Source organism: Natrialba magadii ATCC 43099 (assembly GCF_000025625.1).
Taxonomy (GTDB): Archaea; Halobacteriota; Halobacteria; order Halobacteriales; family Natrialbaceae; genus Natrialba; species Natrialba magadii.
The window spans coordinates 1,478,509-1,504,396 of the sequence record NC_013922.1; the positions used below are offsets into that span (position 1 = coordinate 1,478,509).

The 25,888-nt window shown below is 60.6% G+C and carries 21 protein-coding genes, 1 tRNA gene and 4 pseudogenes; 13 read left to right on the forward strand and 13 right to left on the reverse strand.

All coding sequences use genetic code 11. The features are described from left to right. Positions 1-870 precede the first annotated feature (870 nt). Positions 871-1,065 (forward strand): annotated as a pseudogene (locus NMAG_RS22435) (IS5/IS1182 family transposase); the annotation flags it as partial. An 8-nt stretch (positions 1,066-1,073) separates the two neighbouring features. Here the strand turns inward: NMAG_RS22435 and NMAG_RS20860 are convergent. After that, a protein-coding gene (locus tag NMAG_RS20860) for an IS630-like element ISNma6 family transposase (RefSeq protein WP_012996521.1) occupies positions 1,074-2,074 on the reverse strand; the annotation gives its coding sequence in 2 pieces (ribosomal slippage) (positions 1,074-1,582 and positions 1,582-2,074; 1,002 coding nt in all). Positions 2,075-2,284: 210 nt separating this feature from the next. Between NMAG_RS20860 and NMAG_RS21365 the strand changes: the two are divergent. The 4 genes and pseudogenes from NMAG_RS21365 to NMAG_RS06970 form a co-directional block, all read left to right on the forward strand. Then, positions 2,285-2,801: pseudogene (locus NMAG_RS21365) on the forward strand (transposase); the annotation flags it as partial. A gap of 192 nt (positions 2,802-2,993) precedes the next feature. After that, positions 2,994-3,671: a hypothetical protein gene (locus tag NMAG_RS21550; protein WP_012996522.1), complete on the forward strand. Its 678-nt coding sequence runs from the start codon at positions 2,994-2,996 to the stop codon at positions 3,669-3,671. Between the two features lie 167 nt (positions 3,672-3,838). Next, a complete protein-coding gene (gene hisH, locus NMAG_RS06965; protein ID WP_004217260.1) occupies positions 3,839-4,501 on the forward strand; it encodes an imidazole glycerol phosphate synthase subunit HisH in 663 nt (220 codons plus the stop codon). A 172-nt stretch (positions 4,502-4,673) separates the two neighbouring features. Further along, positions 4,674-5,225, forward strand: a complete 552-nt coding sequence (locus NMAG_RS06970; RefSeq protein WP_004217261.1) for a hypothetical protein — start codon at positions 4,674-4,676, stop codon at positions 5,223-5,225. 135 nt (positions 5,226-5,360) lie between these two features. Here the strand turns inward: NMAG_RS06970 and NMAG_RS06975 are convergent, their stop codons facing one another. Beyond that, positions 5,361-5,717 carry a hypothetical protein gene (locus tag NMAG_RS06975; protein WP_004217262.1) on the reverse strand — a complete coding sequence of 119 codons (357 nt, stop codon included), beginning with the start codon at positions 5,715-5,717 and terminating at the stop codon, positions 5,361-5,363. Between the two features lie 113 nt (positions 5,718-5,830). Between NMAG_RS06975 and NMAG_RS06980 the strand changes: the two genes are divergently transcribed. The 3 genes from NMAG_RS06980 to NMAG_RS06990 all read left to right on the forward strand — a co-directional run bounded on the left by NMAG_RS06980 (position 5,831) and on the right by NMAG_RS06990 (position 9,555). Continuing rightward, positions 5,831-6,952, forward strand: a complete 1,122-nt coding sequence (locus tag NMAG_RS06980) for a tRNA (guanine(26)-N(2))-dimethyltransferase (protein ID WP_004217263.1) — start codon at positions 5,831-5,833, stop codon at positions 6,950-6,952. A gap of 45 nt (positions 6,953-6,997) precedes the next feature. Continuing rightward, positions 6,998-8,452, forward strand: a complete 1,455-nt coding sequence (locus NMAG_RS06985; protein WP_004217264.1) for a YihY/virulence factor BrkB family protein — start codon at positions 6,998-7,000, stop codon at positions 8,450-8,452. 191 nt (positions 8,453-8,643) lie between these two features. Beyond that, the gene (locus tag NMAG_RS06990; RefSeq protein WP_004217265.1) at positions 8,644-9,555 is read left to right on the forward strand and encodes a phosphatase PAP2 family protein; all 912 of its coding nucleotides are present in this window, start codon (positions 8,644-8,646) and stop codon (positions 9,553-9,555) included. 64 nt (positions 9,556-9,619) lie between these two features. On the opposite strand, the gene glnA is transcribed toward NMAG_RS06990, so the two are convergent. After that, positions 9,620-10,975 (reverse strand): type I glutamate--ammonia ligase, encoded by a 1,356-nt coding sequence (gene glnA / locus NMAG_RS06995; protein WP_004217266.1) that lies wholly within the window; start codon positions 10,973-10,975, stop codon positions 9,620-9,622. A 126-nt stretch (positions 10,976-11,101) separates the two neighbouring features. On the opposite strand from glnA, the gene lrp reads away from it, so the two are divergent. Beyond that, positions 11,102-11,566 carry an HTH-type transcriptional regulator Lrp gene (gene lrp / locus NMAG_RS07000; RefSeq protein ID WP_004217267.1) on the forward strand — a complete coding sequence of 155 codons (465 nt, stop codon included), beginning with the start codon at positions 11,102-11,104 and terminating at the stop codon, positions 11,564-11,566. A 407-nt stretch (positions 11,567-11,973) separates the two neighbouring features. On the opposite strand, the pseudogene NMAG_RS07005 reads toward lrp, so the two are convergent. After that, positions 11,974-12,720 (reverse strand): annotated as a pseudogene (locus tag NMAG_RS07005) (ABC transporter transmembrane domain-containing protein); the annotation flags it as partial. Positions 12,721-12,880: 160 nt separating this feature from the next. On the opposite strand from NMAG_RS07005, the gene NMAG_RS07010 reads away from it, so the two are divergent. Together NMAG_RS07010 and NMAG_RS07015 are read left to right on the forward strand one after the other, a co-directional pair. Then, positions 12,881-14,029, forward strand: a complete 1,149-nt coding sequence (locus NMAG_RS07010; protein ID WP_004217271.1) for an extracellular solute-binding protein — start codon at positions 12,881-12,883, stop codon at positions 14,027-14,029. A 37-nt stretch (positions 14,030-14,066) separates the two neighbouring features. Continuing rightward, positions 14,067-17,240 (forward strand): ATP-binding cassette domain-containing protein, encoded by a 3,174-nt coding sequence (locus tag NMAG_RS07015; protein WP_004217272.1) that lies wholly within the window; start codon positions 14,067-14,069, stop codon positions 17,238-17,240. 93 nt (positions 17,241-17,333) lie between these two features. Here NMAG_RS07015 and NMAG_RS07020 read toward each other — a convergent pair whose 3' ends face one another. Beyond that, a complete protein-coding gene (locus tag NMAG_RS07020; RefSeq protein ID WP_004217273.1) occupies positions 17,334-17,627 on the reverse strand; it encodes an ArsR/SmtB family transcription factor in 294 nt (97 codons plus the stop codon). 127 nt (positions 17,628-17,754) lie between these two features. Here NMAG_RS07020 and NMAG_RS07025 point away from each other — a divergent pair, with 127 nt between their 5' ends. After that, positions 17,755-18,063 (forward strand): amphi-Trp domain-containing protein, encoded by a 309-nt coding sequence (locus NMAG_RS07025; RefSeq protein ID WP_004217274.1) that lies wholly within the window; start codon positions 17,755-17,757, stop codon positions 18,061-18,063. Between the two features lie 18 nt (positions 18,064-18,081). Here the strand turns inward: NMAG_RS07025 and NMAG_RS07030 are convergent, their stop codons facing one another. The 4 genes and pseudogenes from NMAG_RS07030 to NMAG_RS07040 all read right to left on the reverse strand — a co-directional run bounded on the left by NMAG_RS07030 (position 18,082) and on the right by NMAG_RS07040 (position 22,722). Beyond that, positions 18,082-19,518, reverse strand: a complete 1,437-nt coding sequence (locus NMAG_RS07030; protein ID WP_004217275.1) for an ABC transporter substrate-binding protein — start codon at positions 19,516-19,518, stop codon at positions 18,082-18,084. Positions 19,519-19,608: 90 nt separating this feature from the next. Further along, on the reverse strand, positions 19,609-19,749 hold the full coding sequence (locus NMAG_RS22020) for a hypothetical protein (RefSeq protein WP_004217276.1): 141 nt from the start codon (positions 19,747-19,749) through the stop codon (positions 19,609-19,611). A 299-nt stretch (positions 19,750-20,048) separates the two neighbouring features. After that, positions 20,049-21,701 carry a thermosome subunit beta gene (thsB, locus tag NMAG_RS07035; RefSeq protein ID WP_004217277.1) on the reverse strand — a complete coding sequence of 551 codons (1,653 nt, stop codon included), beginning with the start codon at positions 21,699-21,701 and terminating at the stop codon, positions 20,049-20,051. A 211-nt stretch (positions 21,702-21,912) separates the two neighbouring features. Then, positions 21,913-22,722, reverse strand: a pseudogene (locus NMAG_RS07040) (SOS response-associated peptidase). Between the two features lie 252 nt (positions 22,723-22,974). Between NMAG_RS07040 and NMAG_RS22635 the strand changes: the two are divergent. Further along, positions 22,975-23,100, forward strand: coding sequence for a hypothetical protein (locus NMAG_RS22635; RefSeq protein ID WP_004217278.1), 126 nt, complete (start codon positions 22,975-22,977; stop codon positions 23,098-23,100). A gap of 322 nt (positions 23,101-23,422) precedes the next feature. Here the strand turns inward: NMAG_RS22635 and NMAG_RS07045 are convergent. From NMAG_RS07045 to ilvA, 4 genes are all read right to left on the reverse strand, one after another. Continuing rightward, a tRNA-Ser gene (locus NMAG_RS07045) sits at positions 23,423-23,503 on the reverse strand. Between the two features lie 135 nt (positions 23,504-23,638). Then, positions 23,639-23,866: a hypothetical protein gene (locus tag NMAG_RS07050; protein ID WP_004217279.1), complete on the reverse strand. Its 228-nt coding sequence runs from the start codon at positions 23,864-23,866 to the stop codon at positions 23,639-23,641. A gap of 86 nt (positions 23,867-23,952) precedes the next feature. Next, on the reverse strand, positions 23,953-24,333 hold the full coding sequence (locus NMAG_RS07055) for a Rid family detoxifying hydrolase (protein ID WP_004217280.1): 381 nt from the start codon (positions 24,331-24,333) through the stop codon (positions 23,953-23,955). 171 nt (positions 24,334-24,504) lie between these two features. Next, positions 24,505-25,716 carry a threonine ammonia-lyase gene (gene ilvA, locus NMAG_RS07060; RefSeq protein ID WP_004217281.1) on the reverse strand — a complete coding sequence of 404 codons (1,212 nt, stop codon included), beginning with the start codon at positions 25,714-25,716 and terminating at the stop codon, positions 24,505-24,507. Positions 25,717-25,888: the final 172 nt, after the last annotated feature.

Consider the following 25,888-nt stretch of genomic DNA (forward strand, 5'->3'; position numbering starts at 1 on the left):
AGGCACTCGTTGATCTAATATATAGTGAAGACAAGGATACAGTCGGTTATAATGGTCACAACATGCCTGATTCAGAGACGGCAACAAACGTTATTTGATCCAGACAATAGCCCACTACATTTAGATTCTGAAAGAAAACACACTGATTTATTGTTCTTCTGAGTCACTCCTTCTATTGGGAATCTCATGGAGATTTGGTAGGGATTCTCTTTGCTCAATCGACATTATACGCTCTTCATTTATGTCAATATGAATCCGATCAAAATCATTAGGTAGGGTACTACCTCCACGGACTCGAGTACCAGTGTCACAACTAGTGTCACTAACACTGTCTGATACAAAATTAAGTATATATTCATTGCCACTACTTTCAACTAAATCCGTGCTGATTGAATCTGTCTCTTTATTGCAAAGTGTAATATCAAATGTGACAACGAACTCAGAATCATAAGATACTATGTGAATCCATTCATCTGGTGATTCACCATTCATATTCGTAAACTCAGTTGTTGAAACTGATAATGGCCTGTCATTTTCACCAGAACCATTATTCTCAGACCTAAGCACATTTCTCTGGCAACCAGAGAGGATCGAAATAATAGTGGATGCGCTTATTAAGTGCATTTTCCGTCGTGATATCTCGTTCATATATGCATAGATACTACTCTATGTGTGGTTATAATTTTGTCGGACACATACATCATAATTGGGGACTTACAGGATAGAGTAATAGAATCTATCTTGACGGACGTTTCCAGGAATCCTTAGTATTAATTTCAATAAGTGTGCTATTATAGAAATATTTTAAAGTTTGTGAATAAGTCATAGAACAATAACCGCTTCAAAGAGCAGGGAGAATGCTGTGATGGCATGCGCTCAGCGACCCTGCAAAACAATCCTACGATAGAGTCGGGCTTCAATGCCGTGGAGACAGGGGTACTAGCGATGTCTGAGCATCTCCCCCTCGAACTTCTTGGAGAGTTCGACGTGTTCGCCCCGGAGAAGATGCGGCGAACACGAGACCACGGACCACCAGAGCTGATGCGTGGCTTTCTTGATTGCTATAGTAGACGTTAGAAATAATCACTCATTTTTGGAAGCGACAGTTGGTCAAGAGCGGTATCGATTACCGTCGTGAGTTCGTCTAACGAGTCAAAGAATCGGTTGCTTAGAGCGTCTTGGAGCTGTCTCCAGCACTCTTCGACAGGATTGAGTTCCGGTGAATACGCAGGGAACGTGACGAAGGTGAGGTCGTCACGGGCCGCCAGGTCCGTGACGGCCGACGCCTGAAAATACGGCGCTCCATCAAGCACGACGATCAGATCATCTTCGAACTCTTTGCATAATACGAGAATGAAATGTTTTGCGTGATCGGCGGTGACGTACTCGGTGAATCGTGAGAAAAAGCGTTCGCCGTCTTCGGTGACCGCGCCGAGCAGACACGTCCAGTCGCGTTGGCCAGAGAGTTCGACGCTCGGCCGCGTGCCGCGAGGAAACCACGCGGCACGCGGCTCGACCTGCACCGATTTCTTGGTTTGATCGATACAGACTATTTTGGCGTCCATCTCCGATCGCTTTTTTTGATCTCGTCGTGGAATTCTTCTCGGTCGGATTCTTCGGCTTCGGCGGCTGTGCGGCGAGGTTTTTGATAACTGAGTCCAGCTTCTTTCAAGAGCCGCCGGCAACTCGGATAGGAGTACTCGACGCCGTAGGTTTCTTCCAGAAACTCTTGGACGAGCGCCGGCGTCCACGCCGGCGCGTCCATCCCAACCTCTTCGGGCGGTTCGTGAACGGTTTGTTCGAACTCTTCTTGCTGTGATTTTGAGAGCTTTCGTTTTCTCCCGGTTCGATGAGCATCAGAGACGGCTTGCTCAAGCGGCTCGTCCGTATCAAGTCGCATCAGCCAACTGTAGATCGTTCTTCGACCGGTGTCGTGCCACTCTGCAAGTTCGGTTTGCGTCACACCGCTCTTGTACGCAATCGCCGCTAACAACCGTTGTGTCGGCTTGTTTCCCTCGACATTGTCGAGGGCATCTTGGAGTTCTTCGACGGAGATCTCGTCGAGATGGTCCATTTATTATAACAACAATTTCTGAGCGGAAAGTTCTAACGATTACTATAGTATAAGGAGATTTACGGATTCAGCTCGTTGAGCAGGCCGCCCTAGTGATCAAGAGAAGTTTTGCAAGTAGGAAGCGATCGATTGAACTAGGGTTCGGGTACAACTGAATGCAAGACCAGTGCTGGCTTCTCGTAACTGGCAATACTAAGGTCAAGTATTAGCCGCAGCCTGCTCGACTTGACCCATTGAATTGATTCGACCGACATGAGGGGTGCCTGCAGACTAAGGTGCGTCAAAATGCTACGATTCCAAAGCTAACGAGTACTACCAGGGCTACGGCTGTACGGCCGTCTCGACCGAACAACAAATCCCGATTGACGCCGAATTCACCGAGAGCAAACAAGCCCCAGAAGGGACGGCGATGTGCGTCACACGTGACGCGCTCGTTGTCAAGAAACAGATTTGAGTGGTCGGTGACAGCACCTGCGATACGCTCGACTAGCACGAACACCTGCTGGCCTCAAGGGTCGTGTCCACCATACAACGTGCGAAACACCGACGAGCCGAAAGACATTGAGTACAGGGTTGAAGATTGCATCGAAGAACACAGCGAGGATATCTAACTGAAAAATCGACCCTATACGAGACGCACACCTGTCGTACGGGCGTTGAACGAACCAATGAATTAGTCAGGGACTGCGGTCTCAGGCGAACCCACGCCCGAGCACTAATTCACGCTGTGTCTCTACCTCGCCGTCGCAATCACCAGCCCCACACGAATAAAAACAATTCAGGAAGTATGTGAATTCGGTGTGTTAAACCTTCTATGGCACTCCACCATAAATATAATAGGATAGAAATTATTATATACCCTGAAGGAAACTAGAAATTGTATAAAATACATTCAAGAAGTATCATCATAGCATTGGTAATGATTATGAGTATAAGTTTAATAAGTATGTCTGGTGTAGCAGCACATGAACCGAAAATAAAAGAAGATATTGAAACAAGCAATGAATCTTCAGATGAGGTTATAAATTCCAGTAACTCTTCCGATCATGTCACTATATCCAGCGGCAACAAGTCAGATCTAGTAACTCCCAACGGAATCAATCAGTCAAATAGTTCAAATTATACAGTTCACTCCCAAGAATACTCTGACAGTGATTTAACAGAGGATACTTCAAATCGTGGACACCAGGACCTATATAGCGAAGTTGAGGGTGAACGAGAAACTGATGGTCTTCAACTTGCTGCAGAAGGTGAAGGCCAGACACTTGTTGCGTTTAATGAAATACCTGATGAAGTTACCCTGACTTCAGAGATACAGTTTAGTGGGGCTAGTGTTTCTTTATCAGTACCCCCGGGAGTGGATTTTGAGCCAGATGGTTCTACGGCTACTGTAACCATGGTAATAGATGGTGATGAGTTTGATGAGGACGAGGATTGGCACAATATACAGCACACGTATTCAAACGTAGAGGCAAGTTCATATGTATCCATATATGGAATATCACAAGAAGATACAATCACATTTGATTACGGTACAGAAGCAGTAACACTTAATCAGGAAGTTGGACAGGACTGTATAACAATCTGGTCCTGTTGAATTGACCATATAAACATTATTACATACGATTTCACAATATTTATACTCCTTCATTTAGGTCGAGAACTGAAAACAGTCTCGGGTAGCGCGGTATCCTCTTCGGGCCGACCGCCTCCTAAGATTGCACGAATGGCAATACACTTCAACGCGCCGCCCCCAGAGCCGGTATGAGCACCCTTGCTGCTGACGCGGAGCAGTCTCTCGCCTCCGTCGTCGTCGTCGACTACGGGCTAGGGAACCTCCGAAGCGTGACGCGCGGACTGGAACGAGCGGGTGCCGACGTCGAGATTACCGACGATCCGGACGCGTTCGCCGACGCCGACGGTGTCGTCCTTCCCGGCGTCGGCGCGTTCCGAGAGGGCGTCGAGAACGCCGATCCGATTCGCGAGGACCTCCTCGCCGTCGCTGAACGCGGCCAGCCGCTGTTCGGCATCTGCCTCGGTATGCAGATGCTCCTGACCGCAAGTGAGGAAGGGACGACCGACGGCGAATCGGCCGTCGAAGGACTCGACCGCATCCCCGGGACGAACGTCCGCTTCGACGACGGACAGAAGGTTCCACACATGGGCTGGAACGAACTGACCGTCGAGCGCGACCACCCGCTGATTGAGGGCGTCGATGGAGAGTACGCCTACTTCGTCCACTCTTACTACGCGGTCCCTGACGACGAGGCGAGCACGGTCGCGAGCACCGATTACGAGCGCGAGTTCCCCTCGATCGTCGCCAACGAGGCAGGGAACGTCTTCGGTACCCAGTTCCACCCAGAAAAGAGCGGTGAGACAGGGCTGCAGATTCTACGGAACTTCGTCAACATCTGCGCAGACGACTGACGACGCGTCCGTTCAGTACGTCTCATCTCCGCGTCCGGTCACTACGCCTCGATACATCGCCACCTCATGTCGGCGACAGTCGACAGATGGCAAGTGGCAGATGACAGGTGGCAAGTGACAGATGACAGGTGGCAGCACTTTAATCGCACCCACAACATACTACACAGACGTCATGGGACAACTCCAGCGCCAGATTAGCCTCGTTCTCGGCGCCGTCTTCGTCACCGTCTTTGGATTGACTGTCGTCGGCGAACTGCTCGCACTCGAGTCCGGCGTCTGGACCGGGACCGGTTCCGGAATGGAGACTGACGACGGCACGTCGCCTGGAGCGGCCGAACTCGACCCGATTGCCGTCGGCGGTGCTGCGCTCGTGTTGCTCGGGTCGGCTGCGTTCGTGCTCGCGGGCATCCGCGAATTTCTCAGCGTGGCCGGACGCGAGTTCAACTGGTGGCAGCTGATGAACTTCGGGTTTTGCGTGATGGCGCTTGGCTGGGTCGGACCGCTGGTGTCAGCGATTCAAACAGACGTTATGCCCGCGCTGATCCCGCTCGCGGTCGCCGTTGCGACGCTTGGGTTCGGACTCGTCCGACTCGGACGCGAGCAACCGGATGCGATCGCCGCTACCGATCCGTTCCCACTCGAGACGGCACTGACAGTCGTCGTTGGTGGGATACTGGTCATTTTCTCGATTATGTACGTACAGCTGTTTTTCAGTCTTTACTGAGGAGGGTGCTGTTGCTGTCACTTCCTGTCGAGTAACGGTCATCTCGCTATCGTGTCGCTACTGCGTGTCTACGCTCGAATACCCACGTTACGTCGTCGAGTATCCATGACAAAACGCAGGCACCACCACACGATACTACAGCAACTCTCGAACTTCAGAATACCACATATCGTGGTAATCGACGTGTCCAACCCGGCGCGCGATAGCGACGGCAAGGACGTGCCAGCAGAGATCCGTTGGATCGTCTGCATCGAGGTTGTACTCGCTGTCCTTGCAGGTACAGCCACCGTCCTCGACAATGTACTCGTCGTCGTAGCCGACGACGATCGTGAAATCGCGGTAGGCCTTGACTCGATTCTCCCCAACGGCCTCGATGGCCTGGACGCCGCGGTCACCGTGGAGGCGCGAGATCTGTTGAACGACGTCGGGAGTCAACTCACCCGCCTCCTCGAGTTGGGCCTGCCAGCGCTCGACGGGAGTCACGTCCGGCACAGTCGTGACTGTGTGCCGGACTGTAAAATCGGTTTGGTTGTGCTCTTGTGATCGTCCCAGGCGCTCGATACCACGCCGCTTTTCGTCCGCTACCGACGAGAGATGAGGTAGATATGCGCGTCACTGAGGGTGGAGTCGAACTCGAGGTCCCGGGCGAGCAGACGGACGGGGTCGAGGAATCGGTCTTCTACAACCCGCGTCAGGAACTGAACCGGGATCTGACGATCGCGACGCTACGCGCCTACCGCGACCGCGAAGAGCGCGCGGAGTCCTATCTCGACGCAATGACCGCAAGCGGCATTCGTGGCGTCCGGGCCGCCGCCGACGGCTGGGAGGTCACCTGCAGCGACGTGAACGAGGATGCAGTCGAACTCGCGCGATCGAATCTCGCACGCAACGACTGCGAGGGAACCGTCGAACACCGCAACGGCAACGCGCTCATGCACGAGCAAGTGTTCGACGTGATCGACCTCGACCCCTACGGGACGCCGATGCCCTTCGCCGACGCCGCGTTCGCGAACTGCCGCGACCTGGTCTGTGTCACCGCAACCGACACGGCCCCGCTCTGTGGTGCCCACTTCAACAGCGGCGTCCGCTCCTACGCCGCCGTGCCGCGAAACACCGACTACCACGCCGAGATGGGTGTGCGCATCCTCCTCTCCGCACTCGCCCGCAGCGCCGCTCGCTTCGATGTCGGCGTCGAACCGATCCTCACCCACGCGACCAGCCACTACGTCCGAACGTACCTCGAACTCGAGCACAAGGCGACCTCGGCCGACGCGGCCGTCGACGAACTGGGCTACATCCACCACTGCGAGGACTGCCTCTACCGCGAACACGAGAACGGTTTGATCGCCGACCCGGTCGAGACGTGCCCACACTGCGACGGAAACCGAATGCTCACAGCGGGGCCGGTCTGGCTCGGCTCGATTCGCGACCCCGAGTTCGTCGCCGCGGTGCGCGAGGAAGTGTCCGCGCCCGACGAGTTCGGAACGGCCGAGAAGGCCCGCGAACTGTGTATCGAACTCGAGTCCGAACTCGACGAGCCGACTCACTACGACCAGCACAAACTCTGTCGCAACTGGGGGCTGCCGGCGAACGCGATGGACGACTTTCTTGCCGATCTGCGCGAGGCGGGTTACGAGGCCTCCCGGGCGCACTACGGCGGGACGACGTTCAAGACGGATGCGAGCGTCGACGAGATCCGCACAGCAACGGCAGACAATCTCGTCTGAGAGAGGGGCCGCCCGTATTTGGTCGTCCCCCACGTCTAGTCACCCGTGCTCGAACGCAGGGACGACCACATCGAAACCGGTAGGCGGATCGTTCGCCTCGCGCGCACCGAACAGCTGACGCTGCTGTCCGCCGGCGTCGCCTTCTACGGCTTCATCTCGCTCGTCCCACTCATGTTGTTGGCGCTCGGGATCGCCGCCTCGATCGGTGGTGACGCCCTTGTGAACCAGCTCACCGCCGGGGCCGGCGACGTACTCACGCCAGCAGCCCAGGAAGTCCTTGCAGAGACGATCGTTGACGACACCGGCCGGCAGAGTGCAACCGTCGTCGGCGCGCTTGGACTCCTCTGGGGTGCAAGTCGCGTCCTGCGCGGTCTCGACCGCGCGTTCTCCGAGGTGTACGGCACCGCCGGCTCGAAATCGCTACTCGATACCTTCTGGGACGCGATGGTCGTCTTTCTCGCCATTTCGGCCGGCCTCGCACTCGTCGGTGGACTCGAGTTGGTCATCCAGTTCGTGCCGGTCGTGCGGGCGATCGGGCCGCTTTTCATCCTGCTCGCGTTGTTCGTGATGTTCCTGCCGCTGTACATCGTCTTTCCGGGGAAGGACGTCGGGTTTCGAGAAGCGATTCCCGGTGCACTCCTGGCTGCCGTGGGCTGGCTCGCGCTCAGTCGTGCCTTCTCACTGTACGCAAACGTCGCGACCGGCTACGCGCTGTATGGTGCGCTCGGCGCGGTCTTTCTGGTGTTGATCTGGCTCTACGCCGGCGCGATCATCCTCATCTTCGGCGCGATCTGCAACGCCGTTCTTGCCGGCCGTGAAGTGGATCGGCAGCTACAAAGTCCCGGCGCTCGACAGGTTCAGACAGAAGCGATGACCGACGACGCCACGGGGGCCGACGAGGGGACGCCGACGGAGCGCTCGGAGTCGTCCGAACCGACCGATCCGTCCGATCCGTCCGATCCGTCCGATCCGTCCGATCCGTCCGATCCGTCCGATCCGTCCGAACCGACTACCTCGGACGAACCGGGTGAGTCGAAGACACCGGACGCAGACGAGCGTGGACCGACTGAGACAGGGCGCACGAGGAGCACCGACCAGCGCCGACCCAGCGCCCGCACTCGAGACCGGTCGGACGATCCCGAAGTGCTCCGCGAGGAGATCGAGCGCCTGCGCGACCGCGTCGAGACCTTCGAGGAGAACGTCGAGCGTCGAACGGTCGAAAAGGAGTCACTCGAGAGCGAACTCAAACGCTACGTTCGCCGGCGGGTCCGTCACAGTCACGCCCACGGCTGGGGGCCGTACCTCGTGTTGCTTTATGGAACCGCGATGGCGATTGCGGCGTTTTACTTCCTCAGCGGTGGCTGGGCAATTCTGGCGATGTTCGTCGTCTGGACGTCGACGCTGGGTGTCTACCTGCTAATGGTGTTGTTCGGTGCCGGCATGTCCGTGCTCGGGATTCCGGGGCGGCTTCGGAATCGGATTGGAGACTGGCGGTCCTAATTCTGCAGTCAATTCCGACCCTCGCTGTTACGTACCTGTTACGCACCTGTCACGCTCTAGCATAGAGTCCCGTCCGCAGCCATCAATCTGGACGCCACACATCCAGCACAACACAGCACACGCAGACAGTATGTTGTATTCAATCTAACTAATCGGTGCTTATAACAACGTGTTGGGTGTAGCGAGAGTCGATGTGGTTCGACTCCACCACCGTCGAAGCCGTCAGTGACCTCTTTCCCGAATGGGCCGCCCTCCTCTTTGCGCTCCTCTCACACCTGGGGAGCGTCTGGTTCGTCGCCCCAGTCGTCGTGCTCGCCTACTGGTTCGGCGACCGCGAGCGATTCGCCCCCTGGCTCGCCATCGTGATGGGCGGCTACGCCGTCATGGTCGGGCTCAAGGGGCTCTTCGCGACACCACGGCCGGATGTCGCCCCACCGCTCGCTCCCGCGGATCTTCAGATCGGCCTCGAGCAGTTCTACGCCCCCGCCGTCGAGGTCGCCACCACCAGTTTCCCCAGCGGTCACGCCATCGCCGGCACCGTCATCTGGACCATGCTCGCACTCGAGTCCCCTGTCGGGACGCGCCGCCAGCGCGCTCTCGTCGCGGCGGTGATGATCACGCTCGTCTCGCTTTCGCGGGTCGTGCTCGGCGTCCACTTCCCGATCGATGTCATCGTCGGCGTCGCCGTCGCGCTCGGCTATCTCGCAGTCGCGCTCACCGTGCGGTCCTGGGTCGGCGCTCGCGACGCACACCGCGCGGCGAGCGCGCTGTTCGTCCTCGCCGGCACAATCGCGTTGCTCGCGCTCGTGACCGGCAACCGACTCGACGGCGCGGCACTGCTCGGCGGCTCGGTCGGTGCAGCCATCGTCTGGCAGTACGCCCCGCCGCCGCGGACGCCGTGGCCCGTCACCGCAGGCGTGCTTCTTCGCGCCGCGGCGGGAGTTGGGGCGCTGGCACTCGTCGCGCTCGTGTTGGTGGTACTCGAGTCCCTGCTGGTCTGGTTCGCCGTCGGAATTGCGGGTGGCGTGACGGTGGTCGGGTTGCCGCGGTTCGTAACGGAACAGTCGTCGCGGCGGTCACAGGTTGGTGCTGTCGAGCAGTAGCCCACGGCTCGTCCAAACCGGTCCACATACAGCATTGAGAAACAACGGACAGAGTGGTGGTGACCTAGAACGTCTCGAGGTAGCGGTCGAGTTCCCACTGGGAAACGTCGATCAGGTACTCCTCGAACTCCTGGCGCTTTGCCTTGACGAACTTATCTCCGACGTGTTCGCCAAGCGCCTCGTAGACGACGTCGTCTTCCTCTAAGGCGTCGATAGCGTCGCCGAGGTTCGACGGCAGCGTCTCGATACCGTACTCCTTGCGCTTCTGTTCGTCGAACTCGTAGATGTTGTCACGCACTGGGTCGGGACAGTCGAGGTCGTTCTCGATGCCGTTCAGTCCGGCGTGGATCATGACGGCGATCGCGAGGTACGGGTTACAGGACGGGTCGGGCGAGCGCAGTTCGACGCGCGAGGCAGCGGGCACGCGGGCGGCCGGCTTGCGGATGAGCGACGAGCGATTGCGGTCGGACCAGGCGATGTAGACGGGTGCTTCGTAGCCCGGTACGAGGCGCTTGTAGCTGTTAACTGTCGGGTTTGCGACGGCCGTGATTGCGGGTGCGTGCTCGAGGATGCCGGCGGTGAAGGCTCGTGCCTCATCCGACAGGTCGAACTCGTCGTCGCTGTCGTGGAAGGCGTTTTCGCCGTCCTCGGTAAAGAGTGAGAGGTGCGTGTGCATACCCGAGCCGGCGACTTTTGCGATCGGCTTGGGCATAAATGTCGCGTGGTAGCCGTGTTCGGCAGCGATTGCCCGAACGACGGTACGGAAGGTAGCGACGTTGTCGGCCGTCGAGAGCGCATCGTCGTACGTGAAGTTGATCTCGTGTTGGCCTTCGGCGACCTCGTGGTGGCTGGCCTCGATCTCGAAGCCCATGTCCTCGAGGCCGTAGATGATGTCACGGCGAACGTCGCTCGCGAGGTCCTTCGGTGCGAGGTCGAAGTAGCCGCCGGCGTCGTTGGTTTCCGTCGTCGCGCGGCCCTCTTCGTCCTCCTCGAAGAGGAAGAATTCCGGTTCCGGCGCGGCGTTGACCGTGTATCCCATCTCCTCGGCGCGCTCGAGTGCACGTTTCAGTACGTAGCGTGGATCACCCTCGAACGGTTCGCCAGTCGAGGTGTTCACGACGTCACAGATGAGACGAGCGGATGCACCATCCTCGCGGTCACGCCACGGCAGGATGGCGAACGTATCCGGATCAGGAGTGAGTCGCATATCCGACTCCTGAATCCGAACGAAGCCCTCGATAGAAGAACCGTCGAAGTAGATACCCTCAGCGAAGGCCTTTTCGGCCTGTCGTGCCGGTATCGAGACGTTCTTGACAGTTCCGAGAATATCAGTAAACTGGAGACGAAGGAAATCGATATCGTGTTCCTCGATCTCGTCGAGGACATCTTGTTCGACAGCCGTGATGTTTCCGCTTGTCATCTTTCTTGTCGTGGTAGCCAAGTAACTCCCCGATTAAAACCCTACTGTTCTGAGCAATTCTTCGCTCACCGGAGTGGAATTGAATATTCGTAAATTTCTAAAGGCCTCGATGAGTGGGTGAACGTGATGACGTACGAAAATCTCGATGCAAAACTAGTGAATGCCCTCCTCGGGGATGGGCGTGCGAGCCTGCGCAGCCTCGCAGAAGAACTCGACGTATCGGTCACGACGGTCTCGAATCACCTCTCGGATCTCGAAGACGAAGGTGTCATCGAGGGGTACACACCCAGAGTCGACTACGACGCCGTCGGCTACGATGTGACCGCCGTCATTCAGCTTCAGGTCGAGGGGAACGCTCTCCCCGGCATCACGGATACACTGCGTGAACACCGCCAGATGATCAGTGTCTACGAGGTCACCGGTGATTACGACGTGATCGCCATCGGCAAGTTCAAAGACACCGACGGCATGAACGACCAGATCAAAGAGCTGCTAACCGACCCCGACATCAAGGCCTCGAACACCAGCGTCGTGCTCAACGCCGTCTCCGAGAACGAACAGTTCGAACTCGATATCGACGAGGACGCCTGATCGAGTAGCGAGACAGCCCGACAACGTAGATTGACCCACTACTGGTCGGCGGTAGTAGCCACTGAGCGTCATATAGCAGCCACTGAACGCCACCGTCAGTACGCACCCGATCGCACGAGGGCAGCGCGGTGCGAAGCGGACGCTGCGAGCGATAGCCGCTGACAAGGCAAGGGCACTCGGTGTACACCAGTTTCTGTTGTTGCCATCGAGAGAACCCGGGACCGCACAGTCTTTGCTCGCTTTGGACTCCACTCGAGTACATTCACTCCGACCCGATCCGACTCGATCCCACTCACTCCGACCCCACTCGAATCGGTACAAACGACACGACTACTCGAGTTCCTCTGTGACTGGCACCGACTCGAGGTGACCTGCCTGTGCCTTCCAGAGGGCCGCGTACCGACCGTCTGCATCGAGGAGGTCTTGGTGAGCCCCATCCTCGCGATGGCGTTCTCGAGGCGGGTGTTGAGCCGACCGACGGCAGAACGCTGGCGGACGTACCGGGGTTCGACGACGCGCATGAACCAGAGGGTAAAGAGCACCATCGCGGGCACCGCGAACAGGGTGACAAATGCGAGTTGCCAGTTCAGGTAGAACAGGACGCCGGCGATGCCGGCGACCATCACGATGAGGCGCGCTGAGTTCATCAGCGCGTTGTCGAGGAAGAGTTCGAGGTTCTGCGTGTCGTTGTTGAGGACGGCCATGACCTCGCCAGTCTGCTTGTCGTCGAAGAAGGCCATATCCAGCCGCTGCATCTTTTCGAAGCACTCGACCCTGACGGTGTGCATCACGCTGTGGGCGAACAGGTTGGCGGTGACGCCGTAGATCCAGGTGAAGACGGCGACGACGACGAACGAGACGGCGATGGCGACGATCGTGAACCAGAACTGGGCCATCGGCTCGGCCGGTAGCCAGGCGTCGGAGACGAGCGGCAGTTCGAACGCGCCGTCCGCGTCGGTGAAGATCGCGTCGATGGCGACGCCGAGCAGGAGTGGCGGAACGAGACTCGCCATCCGCGCGACGAAGTTCGCAACCATACCCGCGGAGAACCAGCCCAATCGGCCCGGTGCGTACGACAGAAAGAGTCTCGAAATCGGCCGGTCGACGTCCTCACGATAGACATCGAACGGCGTCTCGTCGGTCTCGGTAGTCACTGACACCCGCTATTGTTTCGAATCGCAAATCCACATCGAACGAATACGCCGACGGAGGGCACCCGGTACGACACCGCCACGACGCGTGTATACTTTTCCAACGGACGACTATACCCGACTCTCGGGCTTTATGCAGCCGGCTGCCGTGATATTGTCCGTCATGCACGGATCGGACGGGACTCGAGTACCTGGCCATGATCACGGCGGTCGACGCAGTCGCAGCTACGATCGGCGACGATTTCTCGCAGCAGCGGGGGTCGTCTCGGCGGGAGTCGTGAGCGGCTGTCTCGGACTCGGAGACGACGAATCGGACGTGCTCGGGGATCCCGAGTATCGGGAGGGGCGACCCGATCCGGGTGGTGTCTCGATAGAAGAGATGCCGGATCTGAACGGAGATTTGACGATCTACTCTGGGCGCAGCCAGCCGCGGATCGGCGAACTGATCGAGTACGTCGAGGCACAGTACGACGAACTGACCATCGAGGTCAGATACGACGATACCGCGGACCTGATCAGTACGATCGAGACGGAGGCCGAAACGCCGGCGGACGTCTTCTACGGCAGCGAGACACAGTCGATGACCCACCTCAAGGACGAGGGTTACACCGTCGAGTTGCCTGACGAAGTCATCGATTTGGTCGACACGGGCTCAATCGATCCGGACGGCCACTGGACGGGTTTCACCCGCCGATTTCGGGCGATGGCGTACAACAGAGACGCGTACGATGCGGACGAGCTACCGGACGACATCTTCGCCTATGCGGAGGACGAACGATTCCAGGACGAGATCATGTGGCCGCCGGATCAGGGCTCGTTCCAGGCGTTTCTCACCTCGATGCGGCTGCTCCACGGCGAGGAGGAGACCCGCTCGTGGGTCCAATCGATGACCGACGACCAGGGTGTCGAGGCGTCTCCGGGCGGCGACAGCGCGCTGGCACAGGCCGTCGGCGACGGGGAGGTCAGCGTCGGGCTGACGAACCACTACGTCGTCCGCGACCACGGCGGCGACTCCGTCGGCCTGGCGTTCACCAGCGACGACGCGGGGGCGATGTACAACGTCACCGGCGGTGCGGTGATGGCCGACAGCGACGACACCGAGACCGCCGCGAACTTCGTCCAGCACATGCTCTCGGCGGAAGCCCAGGAGTACTTCGCGACGACCACCTGGGAGTACCCCGTCATCGACGGCGTCGCCCCACTCGAGGAACTCCCTGGCACAGACGAGTTCGAGCCACCCGAGTTCGACCTGAACGAGCTCGACGATCCCGACCCGACGCTCGAACTCCTGCGCGAGGAGGACGTTCTCTGAGGACGCGGGAAACAACATCGACGTTCCGAGTGACGACATGGGACCAGATCCATTCCGGACGGACGACGGCGTGACAGCGCCGGCGAGTGCCGAGCGAGCGCACGCAGTAGCCTCCGAGGACGAGGCCGCTACGGACGCCGAATCGGGGGACGAGCAGCGCTCGCGCCCGTGGGGACTCACCCTGCTGGCCGCCGCCGTCGCCGCCGTGATCGTTGTTCCGGTCGCCTGGATCGGCGTGATGGCGCTCACCGTCGATCTCGAACGGGCGCTGTCGATCGTCTTCCGCCCGATGACGCTCGAAGTCCTCACGAACACGCTCGTCCTGATCGCGCTCGTCACCACCTTCTCGGTGCTCATCGGGGTGCCACTCGCGATACTGACGGTGCTGACGGACCTCCCCTGCAGGCGGTTCTGGCTGGCCGCACTCGCGCTCCCGCTCGTCATCCCGAGCTACACCAGCGCGTATGCCTTCATCTCCATCTGGGGGCCACACGGGCTGGCCCAGTCGCTCGTCGAACCGCTCGGCATTGCCTCGCTGCCCGAACTCTACGGCATGCCCGGCACCGTCGCCATCCTCACGCTGTACAACTACCCGTTCGTCTTCATCACCACCGTCGCGGCGCTGCGCGCGTTCGACAAGACGTACATCGACGCCGCTCGCACCCTCGAAGACAACCTGTTCGGCGTCTTTCGGGAGGTCGTCCTCCCGATGACGAAACCCGCCATCGCCGCCGGCGCGCTGCTCGCCGCCCTCGAGACGGCCGGCGACTTCGGCGTCCCCGCCATGTTGCGACTCAACGTCTTCACGCGCCAGATCTACGTCGAACACAACGCGCTCTCTCACGACTACGCCGCGATGCTCTCCTTGCACCTCGTCGCAATCACGCTCGTCATCCTCGTCCTCGAGTACGCCGTGCGCGAACACCGAACGATCCACGGTGGGAGTCGCGGCGGCTCGCGCTCGTACACGTTCCACCTCGGTGCCTGGAAGTGGCCGGCGCTGGCCGTCTGCGCCGCCATCGTCGGCCTCGCCGTCATCCTGCCGGTGTCGGTGCTGCTCTGGTGGCTCGTCCGCGGTCCCGAGACCTACGTCGGCGCGTTCGGCTTCCGACTCGAGTACGCGCTGAACTCGGTGTCGGTCTCGCTGCTGGCCGCGCTCGCGGCGGTCGTGCTCGCGCTGCCGGTTGCGTACCTCTCTGCCAGATACCGGTCGCTCGCGTCGACGGTACTCGAGCGCGCGACGTACGTCGGCTTCGCCGTGCCCGGCGTCGTCATCGGACTGAGCCTTGTCTACTTCGGATCGGCCTACGCACCGACGCTGTACCAGACGATTCCGTTGCTCGTTTTCGCGTACGTCGTGCTCTACCTGCCGCTTGCGGTCGGTGCGGCCAGGACGGCGTTTCTCTACGTCAACCCGCGGTTCGTCGAGGCCGCCCGGTCGCTCGGCTGTCCACCGCGCACAGCGTTCCGCCGGGTGACGCTCCCGCTGGTCGTCCCTGGACTCGTCGCCGGCGGCGCGCTGGTCTTTCTCCACGGGATGAAAGAGCTACCCGCAACGCTCCTCCTCCGCCCCGCCGGGTTCGACTCGCTCGCGACGTTCATCTGGATGGCCGAGCGCAACGCCTACTACGGCTATGCGGCGGTTCCCGCGCTCGTCCTCGTCTGCGTCTCAGCGCTGGCAATCGTCGGCGTGTTGCCTGGCAATGGCACCGAACTCTGGCGGCGTGTGCGTCGCCGTATCGGGACCAAACGTATGAACTCGCCAAATCAGAACGACGAGACGACCGACCGCGACGACACAGACCCGTTCAACCAATCCGGTGGTCCACCCACACGGACGCGGAGCGCGACTGACGGCGGGAACCCCGTTCAAGACGACACACCCAACCGCTCTCGATCGGACAACGAGGAATCCAACCGTTCGCTATCGGACAGCGATGCGTCGCCCGTACTCGAACTCGAGTGCGTCACGAAATCCTACGGCGCGCGACCCGCCGTGTCGGACCTCTCGCTTTCAGTCCAGGAGGGCGAACTGCTCACGTTGCTCGGCCCTTCCGGCTGTGGGAAGACGACGACGCTGCGCCTGATTGCGGGACTCGTGCGACCCGATAGCGGCACCATCCGGATCCGCAACGACTCTGTGGCAGACGCCGCTGACGAGACGTTCGTCCCATCCGAAGAGCGCGACGTCGGCATCGTCTTCCAGGATTTCGCGCTCTTCCCTCACAAGACGGTCGCGGAGAACGTCGCCTTCGGCCTCGGTGACCGTGATGGGGCCGGCGAGAATGGACGGCCTGCCGACGAAATTGTCGACGACCTACTCGAGTTAGTCGGGCTCAGTGACTACGGCGACCGGTTCCCGGATGAACTCTCCGGCGGCCAGAAACAGCGCATCGCGCTGGCGCGGTCGCTCGCCCCTGAACCGGACGTGTTGTTGCTCGACGAACCGCTGTCGAACCTCGACGCCGGCCTTCGCGTTCAGATGCGCGAAACCGTTTCGGAAATACTCGACCGGGTCGACGTGACGGCGGTCTGGGTGACCCACGACCAGACCGAGGCGCTCTCGGTTGGCGATCGGACCGCCGTAATGATCGACGGGGAGATTGCCCAGGCCGATTCCCCGAGAGCGCTGTTCATGCGCCCCGAATCGCGGGCGGTCGCCGACTTTCTGGGACAGGCGAGCTACCTCCCCGGACGACAGAACGCCACCGGGGTCGTCGAAACGCCGATCGGAACGCTCGACGGAGATCGTGTAGCAGTGCAGTCCAGCGCTAAACGGGGTGGGTCTACGGACCAAGAGCAGGCACAGGAGCGCAACGACAGTGGCAACAGTAGTGACACCGACGCCGGTGCAGACGCCGACGCCGACGCCACCAGCAACAACGAGGACAACAGCAGCACCACCCACAACCTCAACCTCGACCTCCTCCTCCGCCCCGACGACATCTCCATTACCAACAGCGCATCTGACACCGCCGACGGCCGAATCGTCCACCGCCAGTTCACCGGTTCGACAGTCCGCTACCGGGTGGTACTCGATTCTACACCCGGACTGGCAACCGCACAGTCAGTCGACCAACGTGGCGAGGATATCGCCGATGGCGCGCCGGTACTCGAGTGTCGCTGCTCACACGAGACGTGGTACGAGGTCGGAACGCCGGTGTCGGTGTCGATTACGGCGAGTCATTCGGTGCCGGCGTTTCCGCAGTAGGAGGTTCGGACGTGGACGTAGACACAAACGTAGACGTGGACGTGGATGTTGACATGGTGAGACGGGCTGTCGAGAACTGGGTCGAAAGTGGACTTAGTCAGTCTCCGAAACTTCCGGCTCGGTTTGGTCCGCCTGCAACACGAACGTCCGCTCGGGCGGCGGCGCGAGGCGCAACTCGACGGCTGCCGTCAGCCGATAGTATTTGCGATTCCCACGCATGTACCAGTCGACCAGACCGGCTTCCTCGAGCGTCGAGAGGTGGTGAACCGCCGTCTTGCCGTCCATCCCGACCGCTTCCGTCAGTTCCGAGACGTACTTCGGCTCGCGGGACAGTTCGCGCAGAATCTCGAGTCTGGTCCCGTTTCCCAACGCCTCGATGAGTGACATAGGACAGTCGTCGACGGCCGCCCACAGAAACGTTGTGTTGGTACGAACACCTGACAGACCAGATTTCGTGGTTGTCGGTTCAAAATTAGGTCCAGGTTTATGGCCATCCTCGTCGTAGTTCGAGGGCATGAGTGACCGGGTCAACGTACCGGACGACCGCGAGCGCACGCAACGAACGATCACGGACGGCTTCTTCGAACGCGAGGTCTACCTCTCCCGCCAGGAGACCGCTGCCTTCCTCCGGGACCTCGCAGACCAGATCGAAGCCGACACGAACGTCACCGTCGCCGGCTCCGAGTGGGAGATTCCCTTCGAATACCGCGAACCGATCGAGGTGGAAATCGAGTTCACGAAACAGCGCGAACGCGAACTCGAGATCGAACTCGAGTTCAGCGAGGCGACCGACGCCGGGGGGTCGGGACTGTCGGTCCGGTGAGCCAAGCGTACAGCAGCGTCAGGCACGTCGGCTCTCGAGTACACCGCCCTGAACGAGCGCCGCGCGGAGTCGCTGCCAGTCGTCAGGTGTGTGCCACCCCCAGCCGTGTTTTCGGACGCCGTCGCTCCGGGCGAACTGATCAGTCGCGAGTCGAAGTGTTCGGTCGATCCGATCACGAGACTGCGCCTCATCGGCGCCCCCTACCCTCATCGTCCGGTCGGCAATCGCCGTCGCAACCGACGAGGGGCAGTGCTGCACCCATCCCCAGGTTGCCGTCACCGCCGCAAGAAATGCCCGGATCCGTGCCCGCGTCTCTGGATCAGTGAGCCCCTCGCGGCTGGCGACCAGTGCCGGACCGTACACTGGATACTGTTCCGCGATCGAAATCACGTCGACGGTCGCGCCGTTGCGCTCGAGTCGTGACGCATCCGCCGCCACGCCCGTGATCGCGTCGACGTCACCGGACTCGAGTGCGGTTCGTTCCTCGCCGGCCAGTTCGACGACGTCGACCGTGTCCCGGATTCCGGCCTGGGAAAGCAGCAGCTGGCCGAGAAGGCCGGTCTCCGACGCTGGCGGCATGCCGAGTCGACGGCCACGAAGCTGGTCGAGGCGCTCGAACGGCTCGCCGAACACGGCCCGCGTCGTGTGAAGGACGACGGGTGAGCGCGGGAGGAGGACTGCAACTGGCACGACATCGCGGCCAGCGGCGCGCTCGCAGAGCACGGTCGCCGCGCCCGCGACGGCGAGGTCCGTTTCCTCGTCGTCGACGACCGTTTGGACGGCTGCACTCGAGCCGGCACAGGCGTGGAACCCAAGTCCGAGTTCGGACTCAGTCTCGGGCTCGAGCCCGGGTTCAGGCTCAGGTTCAGGTTCGGGTTCGGATTCGGACCCAGTCGTACAGTTGAGTGTACCTGTACCTGACTCGTCAGCAGCAGCCGCAACCGGACCGAACAACGCCCCGTGGAAACCGTTCGGGTGCCAGTTGAGTGCGACGCGCACCCGTTGTGGGGTTTCGGTCCGGTGTTCCTGGTCTGAACCGATCGGCGTTCCGGTCCCGGTCCCGGTCCCGGTGCCGGTGCCGTCGTCGTCGAACCGCGCTGCCTGCCGGAGCAGACGATCAGCGTGCTCATCGGCGACGTCCCGGGCAGTCGTCGCGAGTGAATCCACCGCGTGCCACGCGTTCGGCGGCCGCCCCGGCGATGAGGTCTGGACGGTCGTGCGTTCGACGAATCCGCGCTTCTCGAGACGGTCGAGACTCGTCCGGGCGGCGTTCTTGCTCAGTCCCGTTCCGATATGGATCGCAGTCAGCGTCGCTGTGCGATCGAGGTCAGCCTCCCGACTTCGACACAGCAGGTACGCGAGGACGCGGCCGGTATTCTCGCCGAGGCCTGCCGCGAGCCGTGTGATGAGTGGCTCGTCTGCGTCCGTAAGCACCGGGAACGTTCGCCTGTCCATGGTCTGGTGAGGTGCGTACCGAGCTACCACGGCGAGGCGCATAAAGTCGGAGCCGCCGGTCTCCAGGTCACATCGGCGTGGATCGCTCGCTCAACGGATATACAGGACGAGTATCCCCAGTGCGAGCAGTAACAGTCCCCACCAGAGCGAGTCGCCGGGGAGCACTTTCAGAACGAGCGTGACGACGCCTGAAGAGAACAGCGACCAGCCGATTGTCGTTTGATATGCCATACGGAACGGACGTGATCGAGACGCATAATTCACCAGCCTGCTGGGACCGGAAACGACTCGCGGTATCGATACCGATCGCGAGAGCACTGCTGGCGAAACAGGCGTCACCTGGTGTGCGAAAAATGAACGGCGGTACTCGAGTCCGATCTGTACTCGAGTCCAATGGTGAGCGGACGGTTCGAGTGGGGCTGTACGGGTTGTACGTGTGCAGTGTACGGGTGTACGGGTGTACAGGCCTACGAGAGTGCGTGTACGCTGTACGGGAGCGCGGTTGGATGGGGTGTGTAACCTGAGTCGAGTTACATCATGCCGCCCATGCCGCCGCCCATACCGCCCATGCCGCCGGCACCTGGGGCACCGCCTTCGTCGTCGCCCTTGTCGGTGGAGAGGTCACCGGCGGAGATGATGTCGTCGATCTTGAGCACGAGGTTCGCGGCCTCTGCGGCAGAGGTCACGGCCTGCTCCTTGGCGTGGGCTGGCTCGACGACACCGGCGTCGTAGGTGTCCTCAACGTTGCCCGTGAAGACGTTCAGGCCGGCCTCGACGTCGCCGTCGTCGTGTGCGGCGCGGAGGTCGACGAGCGTGTCGATGGAGTCGAGTCCAGCGTTCTCGGCGAGCACGCGTGGGACGAGCTCGAGCGAGTCGGCGAAGGCCTCGACGGCCAGCTGCTCGCGACCGGAGACGGAGTCGGCGTAATCACGCAGGCGCGAGGCGAGTTCGACCTCGATCGCACCGCCGCCAGCGAGGGCGCGGCCGTCGGAGACGGTCTGCGCGACGACGTCGAGTGCGTCGTTGACACCGCGCTCGAGTTCGTCGACGACGTGGTCGGTGGAGCCACGGAGCAGGAGGGTGACGCCGTGGGCGTCCTCACCCTCGACGTAGAACAGTTCGTCCTCCTCGTCGCGGATGATGTCGCCGTGGCCGAGTTCCTCGTCGCTCACGCTGTCGAGGTCGGAGACGATGGCCGCGTTGACGACCTCCGAGAGGAACTCGAGGTCGGACTTCTTGGCGCGGCGGACGGCGAGGATGCCTTCCTTGGCAAGGTAGTGCTGTGCGAGGTCGTCGATGCCCTTCTGGCAGAAGACGACGTCAGCGTCGAGGTCAGCGATCTGCTGAACCTTCTCCTTAAGCTGCTCTTCCTCGCGGTCGAGGAACTGCTGGAGCTGATCTGGGTCCGTGACGGAGACCTCGGTGTCGATGTCGGTCTCTTCGACTTCGATCGGCTCGTTCAGCAGCAGAATGTCGGCGTCCTCGGCCGAGGTCGGCATGTTGTCGTGGACCGGGTCCTTGTCGATGATGCCGCCCTCGAGGAGGTCGGATTCGGAAACGCCGCGGCCGGTCTGGGTCTCGATGTTGAGGAACTCGAGGTCGACAACGTTGTTGCCCTCGTCGTCCTCGACGGTGACCTGGCGGACGGCCTCGACGATGAGCTCGGCGAGGTGCTCCTTGTTGACCTCGGTACCCTTGCCAGTCATCGAGGTTTCGGCGACCGAGCGCAGGAGGTCTTCGTCCTCGGTGTCGACGTCAACGGCGATGTCGTTGATCTCTTCGCGAGCCTGCTCGCTCGCCATGTGGAAGCCCTTGATGATCGCCGTCGGGTGGATGTCCTGCTCGAGGAGATCCTCGGCGTTCTTGAGGAGTTCACCGGCGATGGAGACGGCGGTCGTGGTGCCGTCGCCAGCCTCGTCCTCCTGGGTCTCGGCGACCTCGATGATCATTTCGGCCGTCGGGTTGTCGATGTCCATCTCCTGGAGGATGGTGACGCCGTCGTTGGTGATCGTTACCGATCCCATCGAGTCGACGAGCATTTTGTCCATCCCTTTCGGGCCGAGCGTGGACTTGACGGACTCAGCGACCGCACGGGCGGCGCTGATGTTGTAGTCCTGCGCGTCCTTGTCCTTGACGCGCTGGGAGTCCTCGCTCATCACGATCATCGGCTGTCCCTGCTGCATTCGCTGGCTCATAGTCAGCCGAATCATTGATTGTGATTCTATATAAAAGCACCGATTCAGAGAAGTCTGTGTCAGGAACAAACACCCTCCAGAAACGCAGGAAAACCACCGTAGAGCACGCCGATCCACTCAGAACGGTCGTCTCCCGTCGCATTCGTTAGATGCCCTCACAGGACGCGACATCCCACCATCTTTAAGTATACCTTCTCGGTTAGCGTGACACCGGCTCGACCAACGAATTGGAGTCAACGCCTGGATCATTGACCGCACTCGAGACCGGATACGTACGCATCTCCGCGGCGGGATACGGTGTGAACAGGTCCGCTGGGTCCTCGCCCGAGAGCCACCGTTGCTCGTCGGCGGGGTCGAGAATAACCGCCATTCGGTGGTGGAGGTCCGCAACGAGGTCGTTCGGCTCCGTCGTGATGATCGTGAACGTCTCGAGTGGCCCCCGGTCAGCACCACCAGTACCAGTGTCACTTTCGGTGACCCCGCCGCCGAACGCGTCGAGGCCGGCCTGGGTCGTCTCGTCCTGGGGCCGCTCGCGGCGAACCCAGAGCCCCGCCAATGCGAACGGCCGGTCGTCCTCAAAGGCAACTCTGTAGGGCTACTTTCCGTCGTCCGTCTCGACCCACTCGTAGAAGCCGTCGGCGGGGACGAGACAGCGCCCGGCCGCGGGCGTCTTGCGGTCATGTGTGTCCTGCTCCATCTCTGCACTCTCTACACCCTCTGCATCCCCAACCGTCGCCTGCCGATATGCGTCCCGAAAACTCGGCTTCTCGTCGACCGTCTCCGCACGCGCGTTGATGATCCCACCGCTCGCATCGTCGGCCCACGTCGGCACCAGCCCCCACTCGAGTTCCCGGATCGTCGTCGGCGTCTCGTCGGTGATCACCGGGAGGTGCTGGCCGGGAGCCATGTTGTATCGCGGGGAGAACTGCTCGCCATCCGATGCAAACCGCGCACCGAACCGGTCTTCGAGCTCGTCCTGTGCGAGCATGAGTGTGTAGCGACCGCACATACTGTTTCTCTTACCGGCGCGGATAAAGCGTTGTTCGCTCGGTGCCAGACAGGTTGAGGATCGGGAGTGAGAGTACCTGGGCCCAAGATTGCAGCAGAGTTGCTCAGTGCCCATCGTTGTGCCGTGCGAAACGAACGGTCCGCGACGTAGCGGGTGGCTACTTGCCGGTACGCGCTGCGTACTGCCTTGATGAATGGTCGTAGGCCCATCGTTACGATAGCGGTTCTTTCCAGAGTGTGATCCGGGCCAACGATGACGACAACTGGGTCAGACCGCTACGAAATGATCGTGTGTCAGGACGGAAAACTCGAGATCCGAGACCGCGAGAAGGCGAACTGCTGGATTGCGACGGATTCACCGATCGAACTCGAGCGGTGAGCGCGGTGAGCGCATCCGGTGGGACCACATCCGTCCGCTCGAGCCGCAGGTGTCGACGCTACTCGAGAGGGGCCTGCGAGAGTAGGATCGCCTGAACTCGCTGTATTCTGCCGATACGACCCCGTGAGCGTCACTGACTCGACACACTCGACAGAGCGACAGTAGACCACGGTGCGCTCCACATCGCTCTCGGTTTCAAATTCCGCATGTGACGTTTCCGGAGTTCGGTTAATTCGCGTCGCTACGCGTCTCGCGATTTCACCGCGTGACCGTCGTGGTGCGTCGCGCCACGCATCGCTCATCGGTGTTGAACTCCGAGAAACGCCAGGACTGGGATTTGAACCCAGAATCCCAAAGGGAACACGCTTTCCAGGCGTGCGCCTTACCGTTCGGCCATCCTGGCTCACCTTATCGTAACCACGTCCCTCGTTTAACTCTTACTTTTAGTCGTCGTCAGTGTCAGCCGTCGTCAGTGCCGGGTGTCTGCGGCCATGTCCCTGATCGTGCACGTCTCAGTACCCTCTACCCACGCGCAAAGTCAGTCCTGCGTCCGCTCCGACGCTCGCTTCGCCGACCAGGCCGCCACCCGGTACTCGAGTACGTACGCGCTCACAGCGGTCCCCACACCGACGAGGACTGCGACGACGAATCCCTGGACGATCGAGACCAGCGGCTCGACGACCAGCGCGTAGCCCTGGACGAGGACCAGAAACGCCATGAAGCCGACCGCGCCCCATAGCAGGGCAGATTTCGTTCGTGGGTTCATTTGTCGTTCAACTCCGTCGTTCAACTCCGTCGTTCAACTCCGTCGTTCACACTCCATCGTCCACTCAGGAGAGTGCAAAACGGCGATTACTCGAGTGATGCGATCGCTTCGATTTCGATGCCAACACCCTTCGGGAGTGCGGCGACCTCGATGGCGCTGCGGGCTGGTGGCTCGTCGTCGAAGTAGCTGGCGTAGGTGTCGTTCATCGCGTCGAAGTCCTCGATGTTGTCGAGGAAGACGGTGACCTTGAGGATGTCCGCGGGGGTTGCGCCGGCTTCGTCGAGGACGGCGACGAGGTTGTCGAGGGCCTGTTCGGCCTGGACATCGATCGGTTCGTCATCGAGGAGGTCGCCGTCAGGCGTCAGGGGAATCTGGCCGGCGGTAAACAGCAGGTCGTCGTTGGTTGTCGCCTGGCTGTACGCGCCGACTGCTGCTGGTGCCTCGTCGGTGTCGATGATTCGCTTCATACCCGCTACTGCTTCCCGATTGATCTTAAATGCAGGCGAAACGCGATGGATTGTCGAGAATCAGCGTGCGGGTGTGCGTCGTGAGCCACGCATACGGATTCCTGTACGTCAGTTCCTGCGCAACCGCCCATGGGTCGCGGTTGCGCCGGGAAATTGTTACAGCAATCCGTATCAGGCCAGAATATCGACCACGTACCCCTCCTCACGGAGGGACTCCAGAAACGCATCGACGTGGTCAGGGCCGCGCATCTCGAGTTCGATCTCGACTTCCGTATCGCTCATCTCGACCTCGCGTGAGGTGCGATCGTGGTGAATCGCGTAGATGTTGACCTGATACTCGGTGAAAATCTCGAGCAGTTGCTCGAGTGCCCCTGGTCGATCCTTGAGCACGGTTCTGATCTTCAGATAGCGGCCGGTCTCGACGAGACCGCGGACGATGATGTTGGTGAGCGTGTTGAGATCCACGTTACCCCCGGAGAGAATCGGGACGATCGTCTCGCCCTCCTCGTAGTCGAAGTGTTCGAACAAGAGCGCGGCGAGTGGCACCGCGCCAGCCCCCTCGACCAGCGTCTTCGAACGCTCGAGCAGGTAGACGATCGCGACCGCGATTTCGGAGTCCGAGACCGTGACAACCTCGTCGACGTACTCCTGAATGTGGGCGAACGGCTTCTCGCCGACGCTTCGCGTCGCGATTCCATCAGCAATGGTGTCGACGCCGTCGAGCGAAATTCGCTCGCCCTTCTCGAGTGAGGTCGCCGCGCTCGACGCGCCCTCGGCCTGGACGCCGATCACGCGCGTCTCGGGTCGCTTCTCCTTGATCGCTGCGGCAACGCCGCTGATGAGGCCGCCGCCGCCGATGGGGACGACGACCGTGTCGACATCGGGGCAGTCCTCGATGATTTCGAGACCGATCGTCCCCTGGCCGGCCATCACGTACTCGTCGTCGAAGGCGTGGACGTACGTGCGATCTTCCGTCTCCTCGAGTTCGTGTGCGCGCTGGGCGGCCTCGTTGTAGTCTGTCCCGTCGAGGACGACCTCCGCGCCGTAGTTGCGGGTCGCCTTGACCTTCGAGATGGGTGCGTATTCGGGCATGACGATGGTCGAGTCGACGCCCGAGCGCGTGGCGGCGAGCGCGACACCCTGGGCGTGGTTCCCCGCGCTTGCGGTGACGACTCCTGCGTCTTTTTCCGCTTCCGAGAGCGTCGCGACACGGTTCGTCGCGCCGCGAATCTTGAACGAGCCCGTCCGCTGGAACGTCTCGAGTTTGAGGTGGACGTCGGCGTCGGTCATCGACGAATAGGTGTGTGAATATTCGAGCGGGGTATGTCTGGATGTTGCACGTACCCGGTCCTGGGCTTCGAGAACGTCAGCGAGTTCGATCATATACGTGCCTGTTCGTCATATATTGTAAGACTGTCGGGGACGATCGAGCGGGCGGACACCCCACCCCCACTACCCCGACAGGAACAGGAACGTGCTGCCAGCGGCAACACGACAGGGATACAGGGAATGCACGGCGTGTGACGTGCGAGTGTAGACGGGCACGCAGACACCA

What these genes read in the sequence shown, in the direction of transcription:
- NMAG_RS07030 (WP_004217275.1), bottom strand. Translation starts at nt 19,518, where the DNA reads ATGGACAGGCGAACGTTCCCGGTGCTTACGGACGCAGACGAGCCACTC.
- NMAG_RS07020 (WP_004217273.1), bottom strand. Translation starts at nt 17,627, where the DNA reads ATGTCACTCATCGAGGCGTTGGGAAACGGGACCAGACTCGAGATTCTG.
- hisH (WP_004217260.1), top strand. Translation starts at nt 3,839, where the DNA reads ATGAGCACCCTTGCTGCTGACGCGGAGCAGTCTCTCGCCTCCGTCGTC.
- ilvA (WP_004217281.1), bottom strand. Translation starts at nt 25,716, where the DNA reads ATGATCGAACTCGCTGACGTTCTCGAAGCCCAGGACCGGGTACGTGCA.
- NMAG_RS06970 (WP_004217261.1), top strand. Translation starts at nt 4,674, where the DNA reads ATGGGACAACTCCAGCGCCAGATTAGCCTCGTTCTCGGCGCCGTCTTC.
- NMAG_RS22020 (WP_004217276.1), bottom strand. Translation starts at nt 19,749, where the DNA reads ATGGCATATCAAACGACAATCGGCTGGTCGCTGTTCTCTTCAGGCGTC.
- NMAG_RS22635 (WP_004217278.1), top strand. Translation starts at nt 22,975, where the DNA reads ATGACGACAACTGGGTCAGACCGCTACGAAATGATCGTGTGTCAGGAC.
- NMAG_RS06990 (WP_004217265.1), top strand. Translation starts at nt 8,644, where the DNA reads ATGTGGTTCGACTCCACCACCGTCGAAGCCGTCAGTGACCTCTTTCCC.
- glnA (WP_004217266.1), bottom strand. Translation starts at nt 10,975, where the DNA reads ATGACAAGCGGAAACATCACGGCTGTCGAACAAGATGTCCTCGACGAG.
- NMAG_RS06980 (WP_004217263.1), top strand. Translation starts at nt 5,831, where the DNA reads ATGCGCGTCACTGAGGGTGGAGTCGAACTCGAGGTCCCGGGCGAGCAG.
- NMAG_RS07025 (WP_004217274.1), top strand. Translation starts at nt 17,755, where the DNA reads ATGAGTGACCGGGTCAACGTACCGGACGACCGCGAGCGCACGCAACGA.
- NMAG_RS21550 (WP_012996522.1), top strand. Translation starts at nt 2,994, where the DNA reads ATGATTATGAGTATAAGTTTAATAAGTATGTCTGGTGTAGCAGCACAT.
- NMAG_RS07010 (WP_004217271.1), top strand. Translation starts at nt 12,881, where the DNA reads ATGCACGGATCGGACGGGACTCGAGTACCTGGCCATGATCACGGCGGT.
- lrp (WP_004217267.1), top strand. Translation starts at nt 11,102, where the DNA reads ATGACGTACGAAAATCTCGATGCAAAACTAGTGAATGCCCTCCTCGGG.
- thsB (WP_004217277.1), bottom strand. Translation starts at nt 21,701, where the DNA reads ATGCAGCAGGGACAGCCGATGATCGTGATGAGCGAGGACTCCCAGCGC.
- NMAG_RS07055 (WP_004217280.1), bottom strand. Translation starts at nt 24,333, where the DNA reads ATGAAGCGAATCATCGACACCGACGAGGCACCAGCAGCAGTCGGCGCG.
- NMAG_RS07050 (WP_004217279.1), bottom strand. Translation starts at nt 23,866, where the DNA reads ATGAACCCACGAACGAAATCTGCCCTGCTATGGGGCGCGGTCGGCTTC.
- NMAG_RS07015 (WP_004217272.1), top strand. Translation starts at nt 14,067, where the DNA reads ATGGGACCAGATCCATTCCGGACGGACGACGGCGTGACAGCGCCGGCG.